We start from the raw sequence: 20,398 nt of genomic DNA on the forward strand, positions 1-20,398 counted from the left end.
CTCTGCTGCCTCCTCGATGTCATCACCTGTCCTGTCCTGCGCCGCGCTTCGCGAGGCCACTCGAGGACCGGCAGGGGGTCGGACCCCGCTCGCATGGTCGTTGGTGGAAGTGGACAGAGGTAGGTGCATGACAACCCGAATATCCCGCCGACCGGCGATCGATCCGGCGGACCTCGCGATGGTCGCCGAGGCCACCGAGCTCATCCGCTCCGCCGACCTCACGGACGTCCTCACCGAGCTGCTGCCGGCCGTCGCCTCGGCGGAGCGCGCCGATCTGGCGGCGCACTGCACGCTGATCCACGCGGCGGTCGCGGTCTTCACCCGCTCGCCCGACCGACTGCCCGAGGCGCTTCGCTCCTGGGGCCTGCCGGTCGGCGAGCCGGCCCCGAGCGTGGTGGTCCGGCAGCGACTGGCCGAGCGCTACGGCCTGGACCCGGCGCGACTGGAGGTCGACATCCTGCGGGCCCCGGTCGCCGCGGCCGACGGGAGCGCGCGGGAGCTGGAGATATTCGCCGTGGCGGTGCCGGCGGGATCGGGCCTCGATCGGGTCGCCGAGCGGGAACGGGCCGAAGCCAACGAGGCCCACCTCGCGCTCCGGGTGACCCGGCCGGACGGTGTCGTGCTGCACGGGCTGCGGGCACTGCTGGTGGACCGGGGGGAGCTGCTGCCCGACGGCGGCGGCTACAACGCCCACGAGGACGGCACCGTCCTCTACTTCCGCAGCGGCGCGCCCGGTCCGAGGGCGGGGGAGCGGGTCCGACACCGGCGGCTGGAACTGCACGCCCGAGGCTGCCACCCCGCCGTGCTGGCCGCCCACCTGCGGGCCCGGGCCCCCGAGCCGGAGCGGCGGTTGCTGGAGCTGATGACCGGCGCCTGGACCACCCAGACGATCGCCACGGCGGCTGCGCTCGGCATCGTCGACGCACTGCCGCCGGGCGACGGACCGGCGCTGCACGCAACGGAGTTGGCCCACCGGACCGGGACGGATCCGGACGCGCTGGGCCGGCTGCTGCGGCACCTCGCGGCGCTGCGGATCGCGGCTGCGGAACCGGCACCGGTACCGGTACCGGTACCGGAGGATGGGGCCGCGGCGCCGGAGGAGCAAACTGCCGTGCCGGACACCGGTACCCCCGCCTACCGGCTCGGGCCGCTCGGCGTGCCGCTGCGCGCCGACGCCGCGCACAGCCTGCGCCCGCTCGCGCTGCTCTACGGCGGCCCCTTCTACCGCTCCTTCGGCGAGTTGGTGTACTCGGTGCGCACCGGACAGGAGGCGTTCCAGCACGTCTTCGGCCAGGGCCATTTCGAGCACTTCGCCCAAGACACCACCCTGGCCGCCCTGTTCGACGGCGCGATGGCCGCCAGCGCCCCGATGTTCGCCCCGGTGGCCGAGGCGGTGGCCGCGTCCGGCGCCCGGACGGTCGTCGATGTGGCCGGTGGTGACGGTGCGTTGCTCGCCCGGGTGCTGACCGCCGCCCCGCACGCCCGAGGCGTCCTGCTGGAACGCGAGCACGCCGCGGCGGCCGCTCGGGACCGGCTGGCTGCCGCCGGGCTGCTCGACCGGTGCGAGGTGGTGGTCGGCGACTTCACCCGGGCGGTGCCCGGTGGCGGCGACAGCTACCTGCTCTCGCGGGTGCTGCACGACTGGGACGACGCGCGCTGCGTGGAGATCCTGCGGCGCTGCGTGGCAGCGATGCCCGAGCACGCCGAACTTCTGCTGGTGGAACGGCTGTTGCCCGAGGAGGACGGAGCGGCGCCGGACCAGGGTGTCTCGCTGGCGGTCGCCTGGGACGTGCACATGCTCTGCAACGTGGGCGGCCGGGAGCGGACCGCCGACCACTACCGGCGGCTGCTGGCGGCGGCGGGCCTGTCCCTGGTGGCCGTCAGCCCGCTGCCGCTGGACGGCTTCCTGCTCCGGGCCCGCCGCGGGCCGGACGACGGGGACTTGGCGACGGCCGCGGGCGACGGCGACCCGGCGACGGCGGCCGCGTGACCGTGATCACCGGGGACTACCTCGTCGAGGTTCCCGATGAGACGGCCCAACGCTCCACGCTGACCGCAACCCTGCCCGCACTCTTCGACGCGGTGGCCGGCCGGCTCGGCGAGGCGGTCGCGGTGCACGGCGGCGGCCGCGCGTACAGCTGGTCCCGGTGGCGGGCCGAGTCGTCCGCGCTGGCCGCCGGCCTCCAGCAGTACGGCATCGGTGTCGGCGACGTGGTGGCCGTCCAACTGCCCAACTGCTGGGAGTTCCTGGTCACCCACGTGGCGGTGGCCGAGCTCGGCGCGGTGCTGCTCCCGTTGCACCTGGCCCTGGGGGAGCGGGAGGTCGCCTCGCTGCTGGCCCGGGCGCGGGCCAGGGCCCTGGTGCGGGTGGCCGAGCCCGCGACCCCGGGTGGCGCCCCCGAGCCCCGCCCGCCGGCCGGGCCGCCGCCGCTCGAACGGCTGCTGCTGGTCGGGCCGGAGTCGGGCGCCGGGGACCTCGCCGAACTGATCCGCCGGCACCTCGGTGCCCGGCCGAGGCCGACGGTGGTGACGCCGGACCTCCCCTTCGTCCTGATGCCGTCCTCCGGCACCACCTCCGCGCGGCCCAAACTCTGCCTGCACGCGCACGGTGGCCTGCTCGCCAACGCCGCGGCGGTCGCCGAGTACGGCCGGGCCGCCGCGGACGACGTGCTGGTCAGCGCCAGCCCGTTCAGCCATCTCTTCGGCCTGCTCTCCGTCCACCTCAGCCTGTTCACCGGCGGGCGGCAGGCGCTGCTGCCGCGCTGGGACGTGGCCGCCTTCGGGCGGCTGGCCGGGGCCGGCGGCGCGAGCGTGCTGTTCGCCGTGCCCGCGCAGTTGCGTGACCTGGTGCGGGCGGGCGGCGTCGTCTCGAGCACCCTGCGGGAGGTCAGGACCGGCGGCGCGGCCGTGCCCGCCGAACTGGTCACCCGGATCCGCGAGGTGCTCGGTGCACGAACGGTCGTGCAGTGGGGCATGTCCGAGCTGGGCGCGGGCACCGTCACCGGACCGGACGACCCGCCCGAGGTGGCGGCCGGCAGCATCGGCCGGCCGCTCCCCGGCGCCCGGGCCCGAGTGGCCGGACCGGACGGCACACCGTGCGGCGACGGGGAGACCGGTGAACTCCAGTACCGCGGCCCGTCCTTGTTCCGCGGCTACCTCGACGATCCGCAGGCCACCCGCGCGGCCTTCACCCCGGACGGCTGGCTGCGCACCGGCGACCGCGCCCGGCGCGACCCGGACGGCACCTTCGGCTACCGGGGCCGGCACGCCGAGCTGATCAACGTGGGCGGGCTGAAGTTCACCGCCTCGGAGGTCGAGACGGTGCTCGGCGGCCTGCCCCAGCCGCAGGCCCTCGCGGTGGCCGCCCGGCCCGACGACCGGCTCGGCGAGTACCCGGTGCTGCTGGCCGAGCTCCGCGCCGGGTGCACGTTGGAACTCGCGCAGGTGCACGCCTGGTTGGCCGGCGCCGGGGTCGCCCCGTACAAGTGGCCGTTGGAGCTGCTGATCGTCGACCGGATCCCGGTGACGCCGACCGGCAAGGTGGCGCGGGGGCGGCTCGCCCCACTGCTGGAGGGCGGTGCGCCGGCGCGCCCCGCTCCGCCTGCTTCGGCGAGCCTGGACGCCGTGCTCGCGATGGTCGAGGCCGAGGTCGCCGCAGTCACCGGGCGGCCGGCCGAGGGTGTGCCACCGGCGGACGGCGGGGCCGGCCCGCGAACGCCGTTCCGGGAGCTGGGCCTGGACTCCGCCGGCGCTGTCCGGCTAGCGGCGCGGCTCGCCGACCTGACCGGACGGCCGCTGCCGAGCACCGCGGCGTTCGACCACCCGTCCCCTCGGGAGCTGGCCCGGCACATCCTCGCGGCGGCCGGACCCGACCCGTCCCCGGCCTCCTCCGTCTCCCCGGCGGGGTCCCCAGGCCCGGAGTCCGGCGCTGATCCGGTCGTGATCACCGGTATCGGCTGCCGCTTCCCCGGCGGGGTCGACTCACCCGAGGACCTCTGGCGGCTGCTCGCCGAGGGCCGGGAGACGGTCGGCGGCTTCCCCACGGACCGGGGCTGGGACCTCGACCGGCTCCACCACCCGGAGCCGGGCAGGGCAGGTCGCACCACCGCGCGCGGCGGCAGCTTCCTCGCCGACGCCGGCGCCTTCGACGCCGCCTTCTTCGGCATCTCGCCACGCGAGGCGCTGGGCATGGACCCGCAGCAGCGCCTGCTGCTCGAAACCGGCTGGGAGGCGCTGGAGCGGGCGGGGATCGACCCCGCGACCCTGCGCGGCACGGCGGCCGGGGTGTACCTGGGCCTGATGGCCGCCGACTACGCGCCGCGGCTGACCGAGGCACCCGAGCTCTACGACGGCCAACTGCTCACCGGCAACGCTTCGAGCGTGGCGTCCGGGCGGCTCGCCTACCTGCTCGGGCTGACCGGGCCGGCCCTCACCGTGGACACCGCCTGCTCCTCCTCCCTGGTCGCCCTCCATCTCGCCGTCCAGGCGCTGCGCCGTGGCGAGGTGGACCTCGCCATCACCGGCGGGGCGACGGTGATGGCCACCGCGGCCTCCTTCGTCGACTTCGCCCGGCAGCGGGCGCTGGCCTCCGACGGGCGGTGCAAGGCCTTCGCCGCCGACGCCGACGGCGCGGGCTGGGGGGAGGGGGCCGCGGTGCTGGTCCTGGAGCGGCTCTCGGACGCCCGCGCGCACGGCCACCCGGTGCTCGCGGTGGTCGCCGGGTCCGCGGTGAACCAGGACGGTGCCAGCAACGGGCTCACCGCACCCAGCGGGCCCGCCCAGCAGCAGGTGATCCAGCTGGCCCTGGCCGACGCGGGTCTGACGCCGGATCAGATCGATGTCGTGGAGGCGCACGGTACCGGCACTCCGCTGGGCGACCGGGTCGAGGCGGGCGCGCTGACCGCCGTGTTCGGTCCGGACCGGGCACCCGAACGCCCGCTGCGGCTCGGGTCGGTGAAGTCGAATCTCGGCCACACCCAGGCGGCGGCCGGGGCCGCGGGGCTGATCAAGATGGTGCTCGCGCTGCGGCACGAGCTGCTGCCCCGCACCCTTCACGTCGACGGGGCCGCCCTGCCGACCGACCCGTCGGCCGGCGAAGTGACCCGGGCCGTGAGGCTGCTGCACGCGGCGCGGCCCTGGCCCGGCTCGGTCCGGCCGCGGCGCGCCGGGATCTCGGCCTTCGGGATCAGCGGGACCAACGCCCACGTGATCCTCGCCGAGCCGCCTGCGCCGTCGAGTCCGCCTGCGCCTGCGCCGGCGGTGTCGGGGGCGCGGGCGGGCCGGCCGGTGCCCTGGGTCCTGTCGGCGCGCAGCCCCGAGGCGCTGCGCGCGGCGGCGGTGCGGCTCGCCGCGGCCATCGGGACGGATCCGGCCCCCGCTCCGGCCGCGGTCGGGGCCGCTCTGGTCCGGTCGCGGCCCTGCTACGAGCACCAGGCTGTCGTCGTCGGGCGGGAGCGGGACGGCCTGCGGGCCGGGCTGGCCGCTGTCGCGTCAGGGCACTGGTCGGCGGACGTGGTCCAGGTCCGCAGCGCGGGGGAGGGACGCAGTGCGGGAGAGACAGGCGGCGCGGGAGAGGGCCGGACGGTCTTCGTGTTCCCCGGCCAGGGCGCGCAGTGGCCCGGCATGGCCGCCGACCTGCTGGACGCCTTCCCGGCCTTCGCCCACTCCATCGCGCAGTGCGAGCGGGCGTTCGCGCCGCACGTCGACTTCTCGCTCGGGGCGGTGCTGCGCGCCGAACCCGACGCGCCCCCGCTGACGCGCGACGACGTCGCCCAGCCGGCGCTCTTCGCCGTGATGGTCTCGCTCGCCGCGCTCTGGCGCTCCTTCGGCGTCCACCCGGACGCGGTGGTGGGGCACAGCCAGGGCGAGATCGCCGCCGCCCACGTGTCCGGCGCGCTCACGCTGGCGGACGCGGCCCGGGTGGTGGCGGTCCGCGCGCGGGCGGTGCGGCGGTTGGCGCCCGGCCGGATGGCGGCGGTGGGCCTGCCCGCCCGGGAGGTCGGCGGCCTGCTGGCCCGGCGCCCCGGTCTGGCGGTGGCGGCGGAGAACTCGCCACGGTCCACCGTGATCGCCGGCGGCGTCGAGGACGTCGAGGAGTTGGTCGCCGAGCTCACCGGGCGGGGCGTCCCGGCCCGGGTGCTGCCGGTCAGGTACGCCTCGCACTCCGCGGCGGTCGAAGAGTTGGCGGCGGAGTTGGCCGGGAGCCTGGCCGGCATCGTCGCCCGCCCGGGCAGCGTGCCGTTCTTCTCCACGGTCGGGGCGCTCGAACCGCTCGGGCCGGTCGGCGCGTTCGAACCGGGCCCGCTGGACACCACCCGCCTGGACGCCGAGTACTGGTACCGCAACCTGCGGCAGCCGGTCCGGCTGCACGATACGGTCCGGGCCCTGCTGGAACGGGGCCACCGCAGGTTCGTCGAGATCAGCCCGCACCCGGTGCTGGTCCAGGCCGTCGAGGAGACGGCGGAGGCCGCCGGTATCACCGCGGCGGCGGTCGCCACCCTGCGCCGGGCGGCGGACGGCCCGCACCGGTTCCTGCTGTCGGCGGCGGAAGCGCAGCTCAGCGGCGTACCGGTCGACTGGGCGGCCGCGTTCACCGGGGTGGAGCACGGCCATGTCGACTTGCCGACCTATCCGTTCCAGCGGCAGCGCTACTGGCTGACGGTCGATCGGTCCACCGGCCGGCCCGGGCCCGCACCCGAAGTGCCCGGCGCCGAGAGACCACACGCGGCGGAGTCCGAGCCGGATGTGCTGGCCGTGGTGCTGGCCCACACGGCCGCCGTGCTCGGCCACCCCGAGGGGGCCAGGCTGCCTGCTGACGTCGCCTTCCAGGAGCTGGGTGCGGGGTCGATGGCCGCCGTCGAACTCCGCGCTCGGCTGGGCGGTGAGCTCGGTCTGGCGCTGTCGGCCACCGCCGTCTTCGACCACCCGACGCCCCGGCGGCTCGCCGCCCACCTGGTGGAGCGGCGCCATCGGCCCGCCGCCACAGCCTCCGCCGCCGCCACAGCCTCCGCCGGCGCCACACCCTCCACCGGCGCGCCGCTCGACGGCGAACTGCCTGACGGCCTGGACGCCCTGTACCGCCACGCCTGCCGCAGCGGCCTCGGTACGGTCGCCGCCGACCTGCTGCGGACCGTTTCGCGGCTGCGGCCGTCCTTCGCCGGCGACGTGGCGGCCGAGCACGCACCGGTCGCCGTCCGCCTGCCCGGTCAGGCGACTGGGCGGATGGCCGGTCAGGCGGCCGGGGTGGACCGACGGGCGCCCGTGCTGCTCTGCCTGCCGTCGGTGTTGCCCACCGGAGGTCCGCACGAGTACACGGAGCTGGCCCGCCATCTCGGCACGTGGGAGACGGCGGTGCTCCCCCAACCTGGTTTCCTCCCTGGAGAGTTGGTGCCACAGGACCTGGCTGCGCTGATCGCCGCTCATGCCGAGGGTGCGCTGCGGCACGCCGGCGCCGCGCCCGTCCTGCTGTGCGGCCACTCCTCGGGTGGGCTCATCGCCCAGGCGCTCGCGCAGCATCTGGAGCGACTCGGGCGGCCGGCGGCCGGTGTCGTGCTGCTCGACACGCCCTGGCCGGACCGGGGCTTCCAGGCCGACACTCTGCCCGCCGTCCTGGCCCTGCTGGCCGACCGGCCCGGCGCGCTCGCCGCCGAGCCCGTCAATCCGACCCGGCTGACCGCGACCGGCGCCTACCTGCGGCTGCTGGACGGCCGCACCCCTGGCGCGGTGTCCACGCGGACCCTGCTGGTCCGGGCCGAACGGCCGTTGGACGGAGTCGGCGCCCTCACCTCGTGGGCACTTCCGCACGTCCGGGCCGACGTTCCGGGCGACCACTTCACCATGCTGACCGAGCACGCGGCCCTGGTGGCCCGGGAGATCGACTCCTGGGCCGCCGCCGGGCCGCCGGGTGGTCCCACCCTCCCCGAGGAGCCCGCCCCGTGAGCACCGACCTCGACGGCGACGCCGCCGATCGCCACGCCGCTGATCGCGACGCCGCTGACCGTGACGCCCTGGCCGTCGCGATCCTGCGGGCCGGCGCCGGTCGCCCCGACGTCTCGCCCTATCCGGCGCTGCGCCGCATCACCGCTGAACTCGGCGGCGGCGAAGCCCTGCTGGCCACCGACCAGGCCAGGCTGAGAGCGCTGCTCGAAGTCACCGCCGCCGCCGATCCCCGGCTGTTCCACGTGATGTTCCTGCACCACTGCATGACCATCGGTGCAGCGCTGGACTACGGCGCGCTCGCCGCCGACGTCGCCGAGCTCGCCCAGGGCCGCTCGATCGGTGCGGCCTTGATGACGGAGCTGGGCCGGGGCAACAGCAGCGCCGGCATCCGGACCGAAGCCGTCCTGGACCGGGCGAGCGGCGAGTTCGTGCTGCACACGCCGGCGGCCGGGGCGGCCAAGTACCCGCCCAACGTGGGGGAACAGGGGCTCTCCCGGCTCGCGGTGGTGAGCGCCCGGCTGCGGGTGGACGGCACTGATCGGGGCGTCTTCCTCTTCCTGGTGGCGCTCAGGGACGAGCACGGGCCGGCGGCCGGGGTGACCATCGGGCGCCGCCCGCCCACCGCGCTGCTGCCGCTGGACTACGCCACCGTGCGGTTCGACGGCGTCCGGGTGCCCGGTCACCGCTGGCTGGCCGACGGCGCAGGCTTCGAGGCCGACGGCGGCTTCCACGATCCGACCGGCGGGCCGGAGCAGCGCACCCGCCGCAGTCTGGCGATGAGCCGTTTCGCCTGGGGTGCGGTCACCGCCGGGCTCGCCGCGGCCGCCCGGGCGGCCGTTGCCATCTCCCTGTCACACGCCCTGCGGCGAATCACCACCGACCGAGCGGCCGGCGACCGGCCGGCCCTCGAACTCCTGCACCAACAAAGGCTGTTGTTCGGTGCGGCCGCTGCCGCGCAGACGGCCACCGTGCTGGCTCGCCGGGCGACGGCGGCCTGCTGGCGGATCCCCCCGGGTGGTGGCCGGGGCAGCGGCCCGCCGGCCGAGGTGATGCGCGGACTCGCGCTGACCAAGGCGGGCGTCGACCGGCTCGCCGACCAGGCGGTGGCCCGCTGCCGCTCGGCGGCCGGTGCGCTCGGCTTCTTCTCGGAGAACCGGTTGATCGAGTATCAGGCGTTGACCATGGCTTTCCACTCGGCGGGCGGCGACAACCGGCTGATCCTGCTGGACGCCGCCCGGGCCATGGCCGAATCGCTCGCCTACCGTCCGCCGGCCGAGAACGAGGCCGAGGAGGAGGAATTCTGCGCCCTCTTCCGGGCTCGCGAACGTTTGCTGCACGCCCAGTTGACGGACCGTCTGAGTGCCTCCGAGGACGCGGGTGTGGCGCCCACCCAGGCCTGGGACGACCACTCGGGCCTGGCGCTGCTCTTCGCCGAGGCCCACCTGGCCCGCACCACCGCCGAGACCCTGGAAACCGCTGCCTTGGAGGCCGCCGAGGCCCCGGCTGGAGCGTTGCTGCGCGACCTCGGCCGGTACGGCGCGCTGGAGGAGGTCTCCGTGAACGTCGGCTGGTTCCTGACCGAGGGACTGCTGACCCCCGCTCAGGCCCGAGCGCTGCCGGACCGGCTCGACGCGCTGTGTCGGCGCCTGCTGCCCCGAGTCGGCGAACTGGTCGAGTTGATGGCGACGCCCCGAGCCGCCCTGCTGGGTCCGCTCGCCGCGCCGGACTACGTCGAGGCGTTGACCTGACCTCTGACCCCTGACCTCTGACCCCTGCCCCCTGACGCCCGGAACCCGACGCCTGAACCGGTCCACCGTGCACCAACGTGGCGTAGTCCAGCCCGTGTAGCCGCCGGAGGCTGAGATCCGGGCAATCTCTTCGTAGTCTCTCGATATCGGAACGTTTGACGTCGAATCGGGGGCGAACGTAGGGGACCGTGTGCCGACCCGTGTCGGCCAGGCCTGCGCGCGCCGACGTGCTCCGGAGCGGTGGGGGGCGGCTTTCGCCTGCCCGTCGCCGCTTCACATTCCACTGACTGGGGAACCTTCATGACCACCGTCAACAAGCTCGTTCAGGTCGCCGGGATCATCGATGCCGACGAGGCCGAGATGGTCATCGGCGAGGGGGCGGACTGGATCGGCTTCGCGCTGCGCCTGCCGTCCGGCCGGGATGACATCGCCGAGCAGGATGCCGCCCTGATCATCAAGGGACTCGAGGCTCCGCACGCGGGCGTGCTGATCAGCTATCTGACGGATGCTCAGGAGGTCAGCGACTTCTGCTCCGAGCTCGGCGTCGTCGCGGTCCAGCTGCACGGTGAGGTGGCGACCGAGCAGTTGAGCCGGCTCAAGGAGCTGCGTCCCGAGCTGTTCGTGCTGAAGTCGCTGGTGGTCAAGGCGGACAACCTCGACGAGCTGCTCCAACTCGTCGACGACACCCACCCGTTCGTCGACATGTACATCACGGACACCTTCGACCCGAAGACCGGCGCCAAGGGCGCCACCGGCCTGACTCACGACTGGAACGTCTCCGCCGAACTGGTCCGCCGCTCCCCGAAGCCGCTGATGCTGGCGGGCGGCCTGAATCCCGAGAACGTCGCCGACGCGATCCGCGCCGTCCGGCCCGCCGCCATCGATGCCCACACCGGGCTCGAGGGCCCGGACGGCCGCAAGGACCGTGCAAAGGTCGTCAAGTTCATCGCGGAGGCGCGCGGTGCCTTCGCCGAGATCGGCTGATCCGCTCGGTGTTCCGTCAAGTCGCGATCTCGACCACCGAGGAGGTAAAGCCGTGAGCGCCGAACAGCACGTCCATCTGCTCCCGCAGACGAACGAGCTCCGCGTCATGCATACGATCATCCGCGACAGGGAGTGCACGCAGGAGGACTTCCGGTTCTACTCGCGGCGCATCATCCGCCATCTGCTCGAAGCCGGGATGGACCTGCTGCCGTTCGAGCAGCGGGAGGTCACCACCCCGGCGGGCGCCACGTACCCGGGGCTGGAGTTCGGGACCAAGGTGTGCGCGGTGCCGGTGATCCGGGCCGGCGAGGCGATGGAAGGCGAACTGCTGGAGGTCGAACGGGGCATCCGGATCGGCAAGATCCTCATCCAGCGCGACAAGCGGACCAAGTTGCCGCGGCTGTACTACAAGGAGCTGCCCGACGACATCGCCGAGGGCCATGTGCTGCTGCTGGAGCCGATGTTGGCCACCGGCGGCTCGGCGCTGGCGGCCATCGACGTGCTGCTGGAGGCGGGCGTGCCGGAGGAGAAGATCATCATGATCAACTTCCTCTCCTCACCCGAGGGGCTGCGACGGGTCCTCGTCGAGCGGCCCGGGGTGCAGCTCGTCACCAGTGCGATCGAGGACCGGCTCAACGAGCACGCGTTCATGATCCCCGGAATCGGTGACTTCGGTGACCGGTTCTTCGGCACCACGGATTCCGGAGCCGTGAAATGAGCAATCAGCTGAGCAGTCAGCGTCTCGCGACCACCTCCGCCGTCACCGCGCTCGCCCCCCTCGTCTGGGGGTCGACCTACCTGATCACCACCGAGTTCCTGCCGTCCGACAAGCCGTTGCTGGCCTCCACCCTGCGCGCCCTGCCGGCCGGGCTGATCCTGCTGGGGTTCACCCGGGTGCTGCCCAAGGGCATCTGGTGGTGGCGGGCGGTGGTGCTCGGCGTGCTGAACATCGGCGCGTTCTTCTACTTCCTCTTCCTGGCCGCCTACCACCTGCCCGGCGGGGTGGCGGCGCTGGTGATGAGCATCCAGCCGATGATCGTGCTGCTGCTCGGCGCCGTGCTGCTGCGCGAGAAGATCCTGCCCCAGCACATCGTCTCCTGCGTGCTGGGCGCGGTCGGGGTCGCGCTGCTGGTGCTCGAACCGAAGGCCGGCCTGGACGGCATCGGGGTGGTGGCCGGTCTGCTCGGCGCGCTCTGCATGGCCTCCGGCATCGTGCTGGTCAAGCGCTGGGGCCGGCCCGAGGGCGTCACCGTGTTGACCTTCACCGGCTGGCAGCTCACCGTCGGCGGTGTCCTGCTGCTGCCGATCACCCTGGCCACCGAGACCCTGCCCGACCACCTCAGCTGGAAGAACATCGGCGGCTTCGCCTACCTGGGCATCATCGGGGCGCTGATCGCCTACGCCCTCTGGTTCCGCGGCCTGGCCCGACTGCCCGCGCTGGCGGCCTCGTTCCTCTCGTTCGCCTCGCCGCTGTGCGCGACCGTCCTCGGGTACCTGTTCCTGCACCAGTCGCTGCGCCCGCTCCAACTGCTCGGCGGGGTCGCCGTGATCGGCGCCGTGGTCATCGCCCAGCCCCGCCGTGGCCGGGCCGCGCGGCCCGGTGCGCCGCAGCCCGCGACGGAGCCTGCAGCACAGCCCGCGCCGCTCCAGCAGAGTCCCACGGGCGGCACCACCACCCCACCCGTTCCGACCGAGGGAATCCGATGAGCACCACCATCGCGATCGTCTACAGCGAAGAGGTCCGCGAGGCGCTGCACGAGCGCCGCCCGGTGGTGGCGTTGGAGTCCAACGTCATCACGCACGGCCTGAAGTACCCGCACAACGCCGAGACCGCGCAGCAGGTCGAGGCCGCCGTCCGGAAGGGCGGCGCGGTCCCGGCGACGATCTGCATCGAGGACGGCGCGATCCGGGTCGGCATGACCGGCCCCGACATCGAGCGGTTCGCCTCCCAGGCCGGGATCCCCAAGGTCTCCAGCCGCGACCTGCCCGTGGTGCTGGCCGGCGGTGGCCGCGGCGCGACCACCGTCGCCTCCTCGCTCGTCGCCGCCGAGCTGGCCGGCATCCCGTTCTTCTCCTCCGCCGGGCTCGGCGGGGTGCACCGGGGAGCGGAGACCACCATGGACATCTCCTCGGACCTGATCCAGCTCACCCGCTCGAAGGTCGCGGTGGTCTGCGCCGGCGCGAAGATGATCCTCGACCTGAAGCTGACGATGGAGTACCTGGAGACCCAGTGCGTGCCGGTGATCTCCTACGGGTCGGATGACTTCCCCGCGTTCTACTGCGCGTCCAGCGGCATCCGCTCACCCCACCGGATCGACGACGAGGACCAGATCGCCAAGGTGGTCGGCACCCACTGGGCCGCCGGGCACCCCGGTGGCGTGGTGATCACCGCGCCGCCGCGCGACGAGGACGCGGTCGACCCGGCCGTGGCCGAGGCAGCCATCGACGACGCGCTCGCCCAGGCCGAGCGGGACGGCGTCACCGGCCAGGGCCTGACGAAGTACCTGATGCACGCGGTCGACCGGGCCACCGGCGGCCGCACCGCGCAGGCCAACATGGCGGTCCTCATCTCGACGGCCGAGGTCGGCGGGCGGCTGGCCGCCGCCTACACCCGCCACCTGTCCGACCAGTCCTGACCCACCGCTTCCCGCACCCACCGCTTCCTGCACCCACCGTTCGAGAAGGCGTACTCAGATGACCTCGCTGTTCGATTCCGCCACCTTCGGCAAGATCGCCCTGAAGAACCGGCTCGTGATGGCGCCGATGTCCCGCAACCGGGCCACGCCGCGCGGCAACGCCACCGAGCTGATGGCCGAGTACTACAGCCAGCGCGCCTCGGCCGGCCTGATCATCACCGAGGGCATCCAGCCCTCCCAGGTCGGCCAGGGCTACCTCAACTCGCCCGGCCTGCACGAGCCCGAGCAGGTGCGCAGCTGGCGGGCCGTCACCGATGCCGTGCACGCCAAGGGCGGCCGGATCGTGGCCCAGCTCATGCACGCCGGCCGGATCGGCCACCCCTCGCTGTACGAGAGCGCGCACCAGTCCGTCGCCCCGTCCGCGATCGCCGCCAGCGGCCAGAACTACACCCCGGACGGCCCGCAGGACTACCCGGTCCCGCGCGAGCTGACCCTCGCCGAGATCACCGCCACCATCGAGGACTTCGTCACCGCCGCCCGCAACGCCGTCGAGGCCGGGTTCGACGGCGTGGAACTGCACGCGGGCAACGGGTTCCTGCCGCACCAGTTCCTCGCCGAGAACACCAACCGGCGCACCGACGGCTACGGCGGTTCGATCACCAACCGGATCCGCTTCACCGTCGAGGCCACCGAGGCCGTCGTCGCCGCGATCGGCAACGAGCGCACCAGCATCCGGGTCTCGCCGGCCAACCCCTACAACGACATCGCCGAGGGCGACACCGAGGCGCTGTACGCCGCGCTGATCCCGGCCCTGCCGGAGCTGGCCTTCCTGGAGGTCTGCGAGATCGTCAACCGCCCGGCCACCCGCGAGATCCGGGTCCTGTGGCAGGGCAACATGATCGTGAACCCGCACGCCACGCCGGACTCGTTCCCCGCGACGGCGAAGACCGCCCAGCAGGTGCTCGACGAGGGCCTGGCCGACGCCGTGTCGCTGGGCGCCCTCTTCCTGGCCAACCCCGACCTGCCCGCCCGGATCGAGGCCGACGGCCCCTACAACGCGGCCGACGAGTCGACCTTCTACGGCGGCGACCAGCACGGCTACACCGACTACCCCGTGCTCGGCCGGTGACGTCGGCCGCCCGGGGCACCGAGCGCGACGTCCGGGAGATCTTCGCGCTGTAGCACCGACGACGCGCCGCCCCGGGTACCGATCCAGGTGCCCGGGGCCGCGTGCGTCCTCGGGCTTCACGGAAGCAGCACGACCTTGCCCCGGACGGTGTGCGACTCCGCCAGCCGCATCGCCGCGCTGACCTCGGCGAGCGGGAAGCGGGCGCCGATCTCGGCGGTCAGGGTGCCGTCGGCGAGCAGGCCGAGGACCGTGCTCAGGTCCTGGCGCAGGTGGGCGCGGAAGCGGGCCGCGTGCATCCGGTGGCCGCTCCAGACGTGGTAGAAGGTGGCGCGGCGTCCCTTGTTGGGCAGCATGGTCCAGGCGGCCAGCCGGGCGAGCAGTGCGATGAACCGGGGAGCCAGCGCGCCGGTGCCCTTGGTCGCGGAGGCGATGGCGTAGCTGACCAAGGTGCCCCCGGGAGCCAGCAGTTGCCAGGAACGGTGCAGGGTGGCCCCGCCGATGTTGTCGAACACCGCGTCCACCCCGCCCGGGGCGAGCTCCCGCACCCGGGCGACCAGGGCGTCCGGGTCGGCGTAGTCGACCGGTTCGACGCCGAGGGCGCGCAGCGCGTCGTGGTGGCGCGGCGAGGCGGCGCCGATCACCCGCACCCCGGCGTGGCGGGCGAGTTGGACGAGCACCGTGCCGACCCCGCCGTTGGCGCCGTGCACCAGGACGGTCTGGCCGCGCCGGACCCGGGCCTTGCGGTGCAGCAACCCCCACGCCGTCAGGCCGTTGACGACGACGGTCTCGGCCTCGGCCGGTCCCACCCCGGCCGGCACGGGGACCAGGGTGTTGGCGGCCAGCACCGCGTGCGAGGTCCATCCGCCGGTCTTGGTGAGCGCGGCCACCCGGGTGCCGAGGAGGGCGGCGTCGACGCCAGGTCCAACCGCGGCGACCGTCCCGACCAGGTCGTAGCCCGGCACGAAGGGGAACTTCGGCTGTCCCGGATACCGACCCCGGCGCATCCCCTGCTCGGCGAAGGAGACCCCGCTCGCCTCCACGCGGATCAGTGCCTGCCCCGCGGCGGCGGTCGGTATCGGCCGCCGGCGGACGATCAGCCCGTCCGGTTCGACCAGTCCTGGCAGCACGATCTCGACGGCGGTGTCGGTCTCGCGGCTCGCCGCCTGCGCCGCCTGCGCCGCCTGCGCCGCCTGTGCGGCCTGCGCGGCGTTCTCGGCCTGTTGGGTCTGCTTGCTGTTCACGGCCCACGCTCCTTGTTGGTGATCGGTACTTTGCTATGCTCTATAGAAAAGTTAATACCAATCACAGTATGGAGCGGCCGTTACGATGTCAAGGCAATCGCAGAGTGAACGGGTGACGCAGATGGTGGCAGGGGAGGCTCGGCCGAGTCGGCGCGAGCAGCGGCGCGAGCAGACGCTGCAGGAGATCAAGGCGTTGGCGATGGAGCAGATCGCGGCCGGCGGCCCCGACGCGGTCTCGCTCAACGGCATCGCCCGCACCATGGCCATGTCGCCGGCGGCCATCTACCGCTATTTCGACAACCGCGACGCCCTGCTGGCCGACCTCGTGGTCGAGGTGTACGACGCGCTGGCCGACGAGATCGAGGCCGCCGGTCGCCCCTTCGGCACCCCGGTCCGGCGATTCACCGCGGTGGCGCAGGCTTGCCGGTCCTGGGCGCTGGAGCACCCGAACGCCTACCGGCTGATCTTCCAGACCACCAGCGGATCGGGCCAGGACCTCGCCCCCGACCGCACCATCCCCGCGGCCTCGCGCAGCATGGTCGCCCTGCTGAGCGCCCTCGCCCCGCTCGCCGGCGCCGCGGCCGACGGCCCGGCCCAGGGCCTCGATGACCACCGCCTCGTCGACCAGATCCGCGCCTGGGCCGCACGCACCGCCCTGCCCGACCTCCCCCCGCGGGTCCTCGCCCTGGGTCTGTTCTGCTGGACCAGGCTGCACGGAGTGATCAGCCTGGAACTGGGCCACCACCTGACCTCCACCGGCGTCGACCCCGCCCTGCTCTACCAGGCGGAGGTCGACGGCCTCATCCACCAGGCACAGCACCCGCACCCGGGCGAGCTCGGGCCGCCCGGCGACTCACGGGCGTAGCGGGAGTGGTCGGCGGTAGGCAGAGGCCGACTCCGCCCTCCAGCAAGAGTGTTGCCCGAGTGGGCCCCTGTGGTCGAGATCGGGTCGGCGCCCGCCGGGCGGTGAGCCCGGTCGGGGCGCCGATGGTTCAACTCCGCGCAGCGGCCTCGCCGGTGAAGGCGGCGGCCATGCGCAGCCAGGGCGCGGCCTCGGCGGCGCGGCCCTGGCGCTCCAGGGTGCGGCCCAGCATCAGATGGGCGTAGTGCTCGACGGGGTCGCGCGCGATCACCTCGCGCAACTGCTCCTCGGCGCGCCGCAGTTGCGCCGAGTGGTAGTAGGCGCGGGCCAGCAGCAGCCGGGGGGCGACCTGCTCGGGGACCCGCTCGACGATGGTGGCGAGCAGGCGCGCCGCCTCGGTGTAGTCCTTGGCGTCGAAGAACAGCTCCGCCCGTGCCCAGCGCTCGGTGACGGTCTCCGTGCGGGTCGAGCCGTTCTCGCCGTCGAACGGCGGCAGCTCGGGGGTCCAGGCGTTGAAGTGGACGGTCACGAGAACTCCTCCCGGTGTGGTGCCAGGGTGTCGGCTGCTGCCTCGCCCTCGGCTGGTTGAACCATCAACTTCACCGTCTGATTCCCCACGATCAGCCGCCCGATATCCCGTGTCCGCGAACTGCTCTCGATGTGCGGAGTCGAGGGCCTCGTGCTCTTCAAGAAACAGCGGCACTGATACGACTCACCCTTCCCGCGAGGATGACGCGTCGTTCGCTGTCGACCTCAGGGGCCCCAAGGGCCACGGACGGAAACGGAGTGATCACGTTCGGTCAGATTCTGTGTGATGGAGTCTGTGCGGAGGAATCGCGCCTCACAAGACCGGCTGGGACTCCTGGGTCCTGTTCCGGCCATCAGGTCGTCCGGCCCGGATCCTTCGTCCGCCGGCCGGGCCCGTCCGCCGGCCCGTCCGGCGCGCCGGGCGGCGTCTGTGCAGGCTGGCGCGGCATATGCCAGCCGGTAGTCGCCAGGGACGGCGGGGTGCTGCCGCCTGGCACCACGAGGCGATCCGCTTCTCGTCGCGCATGCTGGTGGGGGAGGGGTCGGCCTGGGGCGCTGCCCCCTTGTCGCGAGGAGAGCCGAGATGGACGACACGTACACCCGCTGGGCCACGCGAGCGGCCGCCACCTGCGGCGCCGTCGCCGCCGCGGCGGGAGCCTGGGCCGCCGTTGCCGGTGCCGTCGCCGCGACGGCGGGTGCGAAAGCCGCGCGGGCCGGGCTGCGGCACGCCCGGAGCCGGGGCCGCTGACCGGTAGTCAATGACCTTGCCGGACCAGGACCGGACCAGGACCGGACGGTAGGGCTAGCACCACCCTGCCCCGGGGGCTGCCCCCGGCGGCTTCGGGGTGGTGCCGTCATGGTCGTCGAAGGTGCCGCGTCCGTACGTTTCATGGGGTCAGCGCAGGTCACTGCGGGGGACGACGACCGGCCGGAGACGCCATGCCACACGCCAGCACGACCCTGACCAGTACCACTCCGACCAGCACCACTCCGACCAGCACTGCCGAACCCCGTGCGGGCAGCGACTTCGCACCCCTGCTGCGGGCGGTCCGGGAGCAGGGTCTGCTCGACCGCCGGATCGGCTGGTACGCGGCCGGCACCACGGCGAACCTGCTGGCCCTGGCCGGCACGGTCGCGGCCATGGTGCTCGTCGGCGACTCCTGGTGGACCGTGCTGCTCGCCGTGCCGCTGGCCGTCCTGTGGGCGCGCACCGCCTTCTTCGGGCACGACGCGGGCCACGCCCAGATCACCCGTGGCAAGCGGGCCGGTCGAGCCGTCGGCCTGCTGCACAGCAACCTGCTGCTCGGGCTGAGCTACGGCTGGTGGAACGACAAGCACAACCGTCACCACGCCAACCCCAACCATGTCGACAAGGACCCGGACGTGGGCGTCGGCGCGCTCGTCTGGACCCAGCAGCAGGCCGAGCAGCGCGCGGGCTTCGCCCGCTGGCTCACCCGCAACCAGGCCCGGCTGTTCCTGCCGATGCTGCTGCTGGAGGGCATCGCGCTGAAGGTGTACGGGTTCCAGGACCTCAAGCGCCAGGCGCCGCGCGAACGCGCCGTCGAGGGGCTGCTCCTGGTGGCCCACCTGGTCGGCTACGCGGCGCTGCTGCTGAGCGTGCTCTCCCCGGGCCGGGCCCTGGTCTTCGCCCTGGTGCACCATGCCCTGTTCGGCCTGCACCTCGGCCTCACCTTCGCCCCGAACCACAAGGGCATGGAGATGCCCGACCCGGACGGCGAAGGCTGGGGCCACCTGCGCCGCCAGGTGCTCACCTCCCGCAACGTGCGCGGCGGCCTGGTCACCGACTGGGCGCTCGGCGGCCTCAACTACCAGATCGAGCACCACCTGTTCCCCAACATGCCGCGGCCCCACCTGCGGCTCGCCCAGCCGCTGGTCCGGGCCCACTGCGCGGCCGTCGGGATCCCGTACGCCGAGACGTCACTGCTCGACTCCTACCGGCAGGCGTTTCGCCACATGCACGAGGTGGGCGCACCGCTGCGGTCGGCGCAGTAGCGGTGATCAGAACGGTGCCGGCGGGCATCGGCCCGGATCCTTGACGCGGCCATGCGGCACCAGTTCAATCAAGCCTTGAACCAGGCGGCGAAGGAACGGTGCTTCGCGTTCACGTTCTGGATGCGAAGTCCGCTGCCCCAGCTGCCGACTGACGGTCCATCAGTTCGACTCTCTGCCCTGCGGCCGGCTGGAGGACCCACCATGCCCCGATACGGATCCCGCGCCCGAAGGAGGCTGCCGGCAGCTGCCGTCGCGCTCGCCGCGACCGCGCTGCTGCTCGGCGGCAGCACGGCCTCACACGCCGCGCAGGCCGCGCACACCGCGCACACCGCGGCCAAACCCGGCCCCGGCTTCCCGGCGCAGTACGCCGCACCCTACGTCGAGACGTGGAACGCCCCCTCGGCCATGACCGCCGTCCAGTCGGCCACCGGTCTGAAGTACTTCACGCTGGCCTTCGTCCTCAGCGACGGCAGCTGCAACGCCACCTTCAACGGCGACGACGCCGTCGACGACGCGAGCTGGACCGGCGCCATCAACAGCCTGCGCGCCGCCGGCGGCGATGTCATCGCCTCCTTCGGCGGGGCGGCCGGCACCGAGTTGGCCCAGGCGTGTCCCGACGTCCCCTCGCTCCAGGCCCAGTACGAGCAGGTGATCGACACGCTCAACCTGACCAGGATCGACCTGGACATCGAGGGCGCCGCGCTGGACGACACCGACGCCAACGACCGGCGCGACCAGGCCCTGGCCAACCTCCAGCAGCAGTACGCCGCCGACGGCCGGACGCTGGACGTGGACTACACCCTGCCGGTGAACCCGAACGGCCTGAGCGCCAACGCGCTGAGCCTGCTGGGCAACGCCCGGAGCGAGGGCCTGAACGTCAATCTGGTCAACATCATGACCATGGACTACGGCGACTCGCTGGACATGGGGCAGGCCGCCACCGGTGCCGCGAGCGCGCTGCACGACCAGCTCGGCCGGATCTGGAGCGCCAAGACCTCCACCCAGCTCTGGGCGATGGAGGGCAACACGCCGATGATCGGGGTCAACGACGCCACCAACGAGGTCTTCAGCGCCGACGACGCCACCACCCTGGAGAGGTTCGCGGCAGCCAACGGCATCCAGGAGCTGTCGTTCTGGGCACTCGGCCGCGACCAGGCCTGCGCGAGCACCGGCACCCTCTCCGACGCCTGCAGCGGCACCGCGCAGCGCCCGTACCAGTTCTCCGGCACCTTCAACGCCGTGACCGGTGCCGGCGGTACGGGCGCCGCCGGCACCGTCAACCATCCCTGGCAGCTGCCCGGTTGACCCCTTGCGGCACC

The 20,398-nt window shown here is 73.6% G+C and carries 14 protein-coding genes; 12 read left to right on the plus strand and 2 right to left on the minus strand.

What is annotated here, in order from left to right; genetic code table 11:
- Positions 1–127 precede the first annotated feature (127 nt).
- From P3T41_RS33050 to P3T41_RS33085, 8 genes are all read left to right on the plus strand, one after another.
- On the plus strand, positions 128–1,990 hold the full coding sequence (locus P3T41_RS33050; protein ID WP_280694298.1) for a methyltransferase: 1,863 nt from the start codon (positions 128–130) through the stop codon (positions 1,988–1,990).
- On the plus strand, positions 1,987–7,938 hold the full coding sequence (locus tag P3T41_RS33055) for a type I polyketide synthase (protein WP_280694299.1): 5,952 nt from the start codon (positions 1,987–1,989) through the stop codon (positions 7,936–7,938). The genes P3T41_RS33050 and P3T41_RS33055 overlap by 4 nt, the downstream gene beginning before the upstream one ends.
- The gene (locus P3T41_RS33060) at positions 7,935–9,686 is read left to right on the plus strand and encodes an acyl-CoA dehydrogenase (RefSeq protein ID WP_280694300.1); all 1,752 of its coding nucleotides are present in this window, start codon (positions 7,935–7,937) and stop codon (positions 9,684–9,686) included. The genes P3T41_RS33055 and P3T41_RS33060 overlap by 4 nt, the downstream gene beginning before the upstream one ends.
- 300 nt (positions 9,687–9,986) lie before the next feature.
- Positions 9,987–10,670 (plus strand): phosphoribosylanthranilate isomerase, encoded by a 684-nt coding sequence (locus tag P3T41_RS33065; RefSeq protein WP_280694301.1) that lies wholly within the window; start codon positions 9,987–9,989, stop codon positions 10,668–10,670.
- 52 nt (positions 10,671–10,722) lie between these two features.
- On the plus strand, positions 10,723–11,388 hold the full coding sequence (gene upp / locus P3T41_RS33070; protein ID WP_280694320.1) for a uracil phosphoribosyltransferase: 666 nt from the start codon (positions 10,723–10,725) through the stop codon (positions 11,386–11,388).
- Positions 11,385–12,377: a DMT family transporter gene (locus P3T41_RS33075; RefSeq protein ID WP_280694302.1), complete on the plus strand. Its 993-nt coding sequence runs from the start codon at positions 11,385–11,387 to the stop codon at positions 12,375–12,377. Before upp ends, P3T41_RS33075 begins: the two co-directional genes overlap by 4 nt.
- Complete coding sequence (locus tag P3T41_RS33080; RefSeq protein ID WP_280694303.1) at positions 12,374–13,306, plus strand: pseudouridine-5'-phosphate glycosidase; 933 nt, start codon at positions 12,374–12,376, stop codon at positions 13,304–13,306. The genes P3T41_RS33075 and P3T41_RS33080 overlap by 4 nt, the downstream gene beginning before the upstream one ends.
- Positions 13,307–13,364: 58 nt before the next feature.
- Positions 13,365–14,435, plus strand: a complete 1,071-nt coding sequence (locus P3T41_RS33085; RefSeq protein ID WP_280694304.1) for an alkene reductase — start codon at positions 13,365–13,367, stop codon at positions 14,433–14,435.
- A 116-nt stretch (positions 14,436–14,551) separates the two neighbouring features.
- Here P3T41_RS33085 and P3T41_RS33090 read toward each other — a convergent pair whose 3' ends face one another.
- On the minus strand, positions 14,552–15,565 hold the full coding sequence (locus P3T41_RS33090; protein WP_280694321.1) for a medium chain dehydrogenase/reductase family protein: 1,014 nt from the start codon (positions 15,563–15,565) through the stop codon (positions 14,552–14,554).
- A gap of 232 nt (positions 15,566–15,797) precedes the next feature.
- Here P3T41_RS33090 and P3T41_RS33095 point away from each other — a divergent pair, with 232 nt between their 5' ends.
- Positions 15,798–16,541 carry a TetR/AcrR family transcriptional regulator gene (locus P3T41_RS33095; protein WP_280694322.1) on the plus strand — a complete coding sequence of 248 codons (744 nt, stop codon included), beginning with the start codon at positions 15,798–15,800 and terminating at the stop codon, positions 16,539–16,541.
- Between the two features lie 127 nt (positions 16,542–16,668).
- On the opposite strand, the gene P3T41_RS33100 is transcribed toward P3T41_RS33095, so the two are convergent.
- Positions 16,669–17,034 carry a tetratricopeptide repeat protein gene (locus P3T41_RS33100; protein WP_280694323.1) on the minus strand — a complete coding sequence of 122 codons (366 nt, stop codon included), beginning with the start codon at positions 17,032–17,034 and terminating at the stop codon, positions 16,669–16,671.
- 615 nt (positions 17,035–17,649) lie between these two features.
- Here P3T41_RS33100 and P3T41_RS33105 point away from each other — a divergent pair.
- The 3 genes from P3T41_RS33105 (at position 17,650) to P3T41_RS33115 (ending at position 20,384) form a co-directional block, all read left to right on the plus strand.
- Positions 17,650–17,814: a hypothetical protein gene (locus tag P3T41_RS33105; RefSeq protein ID WP_280694305.1), complete on the plus strand. Its 165-nt coding sequence runs from the start codon at positions 17,650–17,652 to the stop codon at positions 17,812–17,814.
- Between the two features lie 191 nt (positions 17,815–18,005).
- Positions 18,006–19,079 (plus strand): acyl-CoA desaturase, encoded by a 1,074-nt coding sequence (locus P3T41_RS33110; protein ID WP_280694306.1) that lies wholly within the window; start codon positions 18,006–18,008, stop codon positions 19,077–19,079.
- A 201-nt stretch (positions 19,080–19,280) separates the two neighbouring features.
- Positions 19,281–20,384 (plus strand): chitinase, encoded by a 1,104-nt coding sequence (locus P3T41_RS33115; protein ID WP_280694307.1) that lies wholly within the window; start codon positions 19,281–19,283, stop codon positions 20,382–20,384.
- Positions 20,385–20,398 lie beyond the last annotated feature (14 nt).

Origin of the sequence: Kitasatospora sp. GAS204B, from assembly GCF_029892155.1 — a bacterium.
Classification (GTDB): domain Bacteria; phylum Actinomycetota; class Actinomycetes; order Streptomycetales; family Streptomycetaceae; genus Kitasatospora.

Excerpts from the sequence above, each read along its gene's own strand:
- P3T41_RS33050 (WP_280694298.1), top strand. The coding sequence starts at position 128 with ATGACAACCCGAATATCCCGCCGACCGGCGATCGATCCGGCGGACCTC.
- P3T41_RS33065 (WP_280694301.1), top strand. The coding sequence starts at position 9,987 with ATGACCACCGTCAACAAGCTCGTTCAGGTCGCCGGGATCATCGATGCC.
- P3T41_RS33075 (WP_280694302.1), top strand. The coding sequence starts at position 11,385 with ATGAGCAATCAGCTGAGCAGTCAGCGTCTCGCGACCACCTCCGCCGTC.
- P3T41_RS33080 (WP_280694303.1), top strand. The coding sequence starts at position 12,374 with ATGAGCACCACCATCGCGATCGTCTACAGCGAAGAGGTCCGCGAGGCG.
- P3T41_RS33085 (WP_280694304.1), top strand. The coding sequence starts at position 13,365 with ATGACCTCGCTGTTCGATTCCGCCACCTTCGGCAAGATCGCCCTGAAG.
- P3T41_RS33095 (WP_280694322.1), top strand. The coding sequence starts at position 15,798 with ATGGTGGCAGGGGAGGCTCGGCCGAGTCGGCGCGAGCAGCGGCGCGAG.
- P3T41_RS33105 (WP_280694305.1), top strand. The coding sequence starts at position 17,650 with ATGGACGACACGTACACCCGCTGGGCCACGCGAGCGGCCGCCACCTGC.
- P3T41_RS33110 (WP_280694306.1), top strand. The coding sequence starts at position 18,006 with ATGCCACACGCCAGCACGACCCTGACCAGTACCACTCCGACCAGCACC.
- P3T41_RS33115 (WP_280694307.1), top strand. The coding sequence starts at position 19,281 with ATGCCCCGATACGGATCCCGCGCCCGAAGGAGGCTGCCGGCAGCTGCC.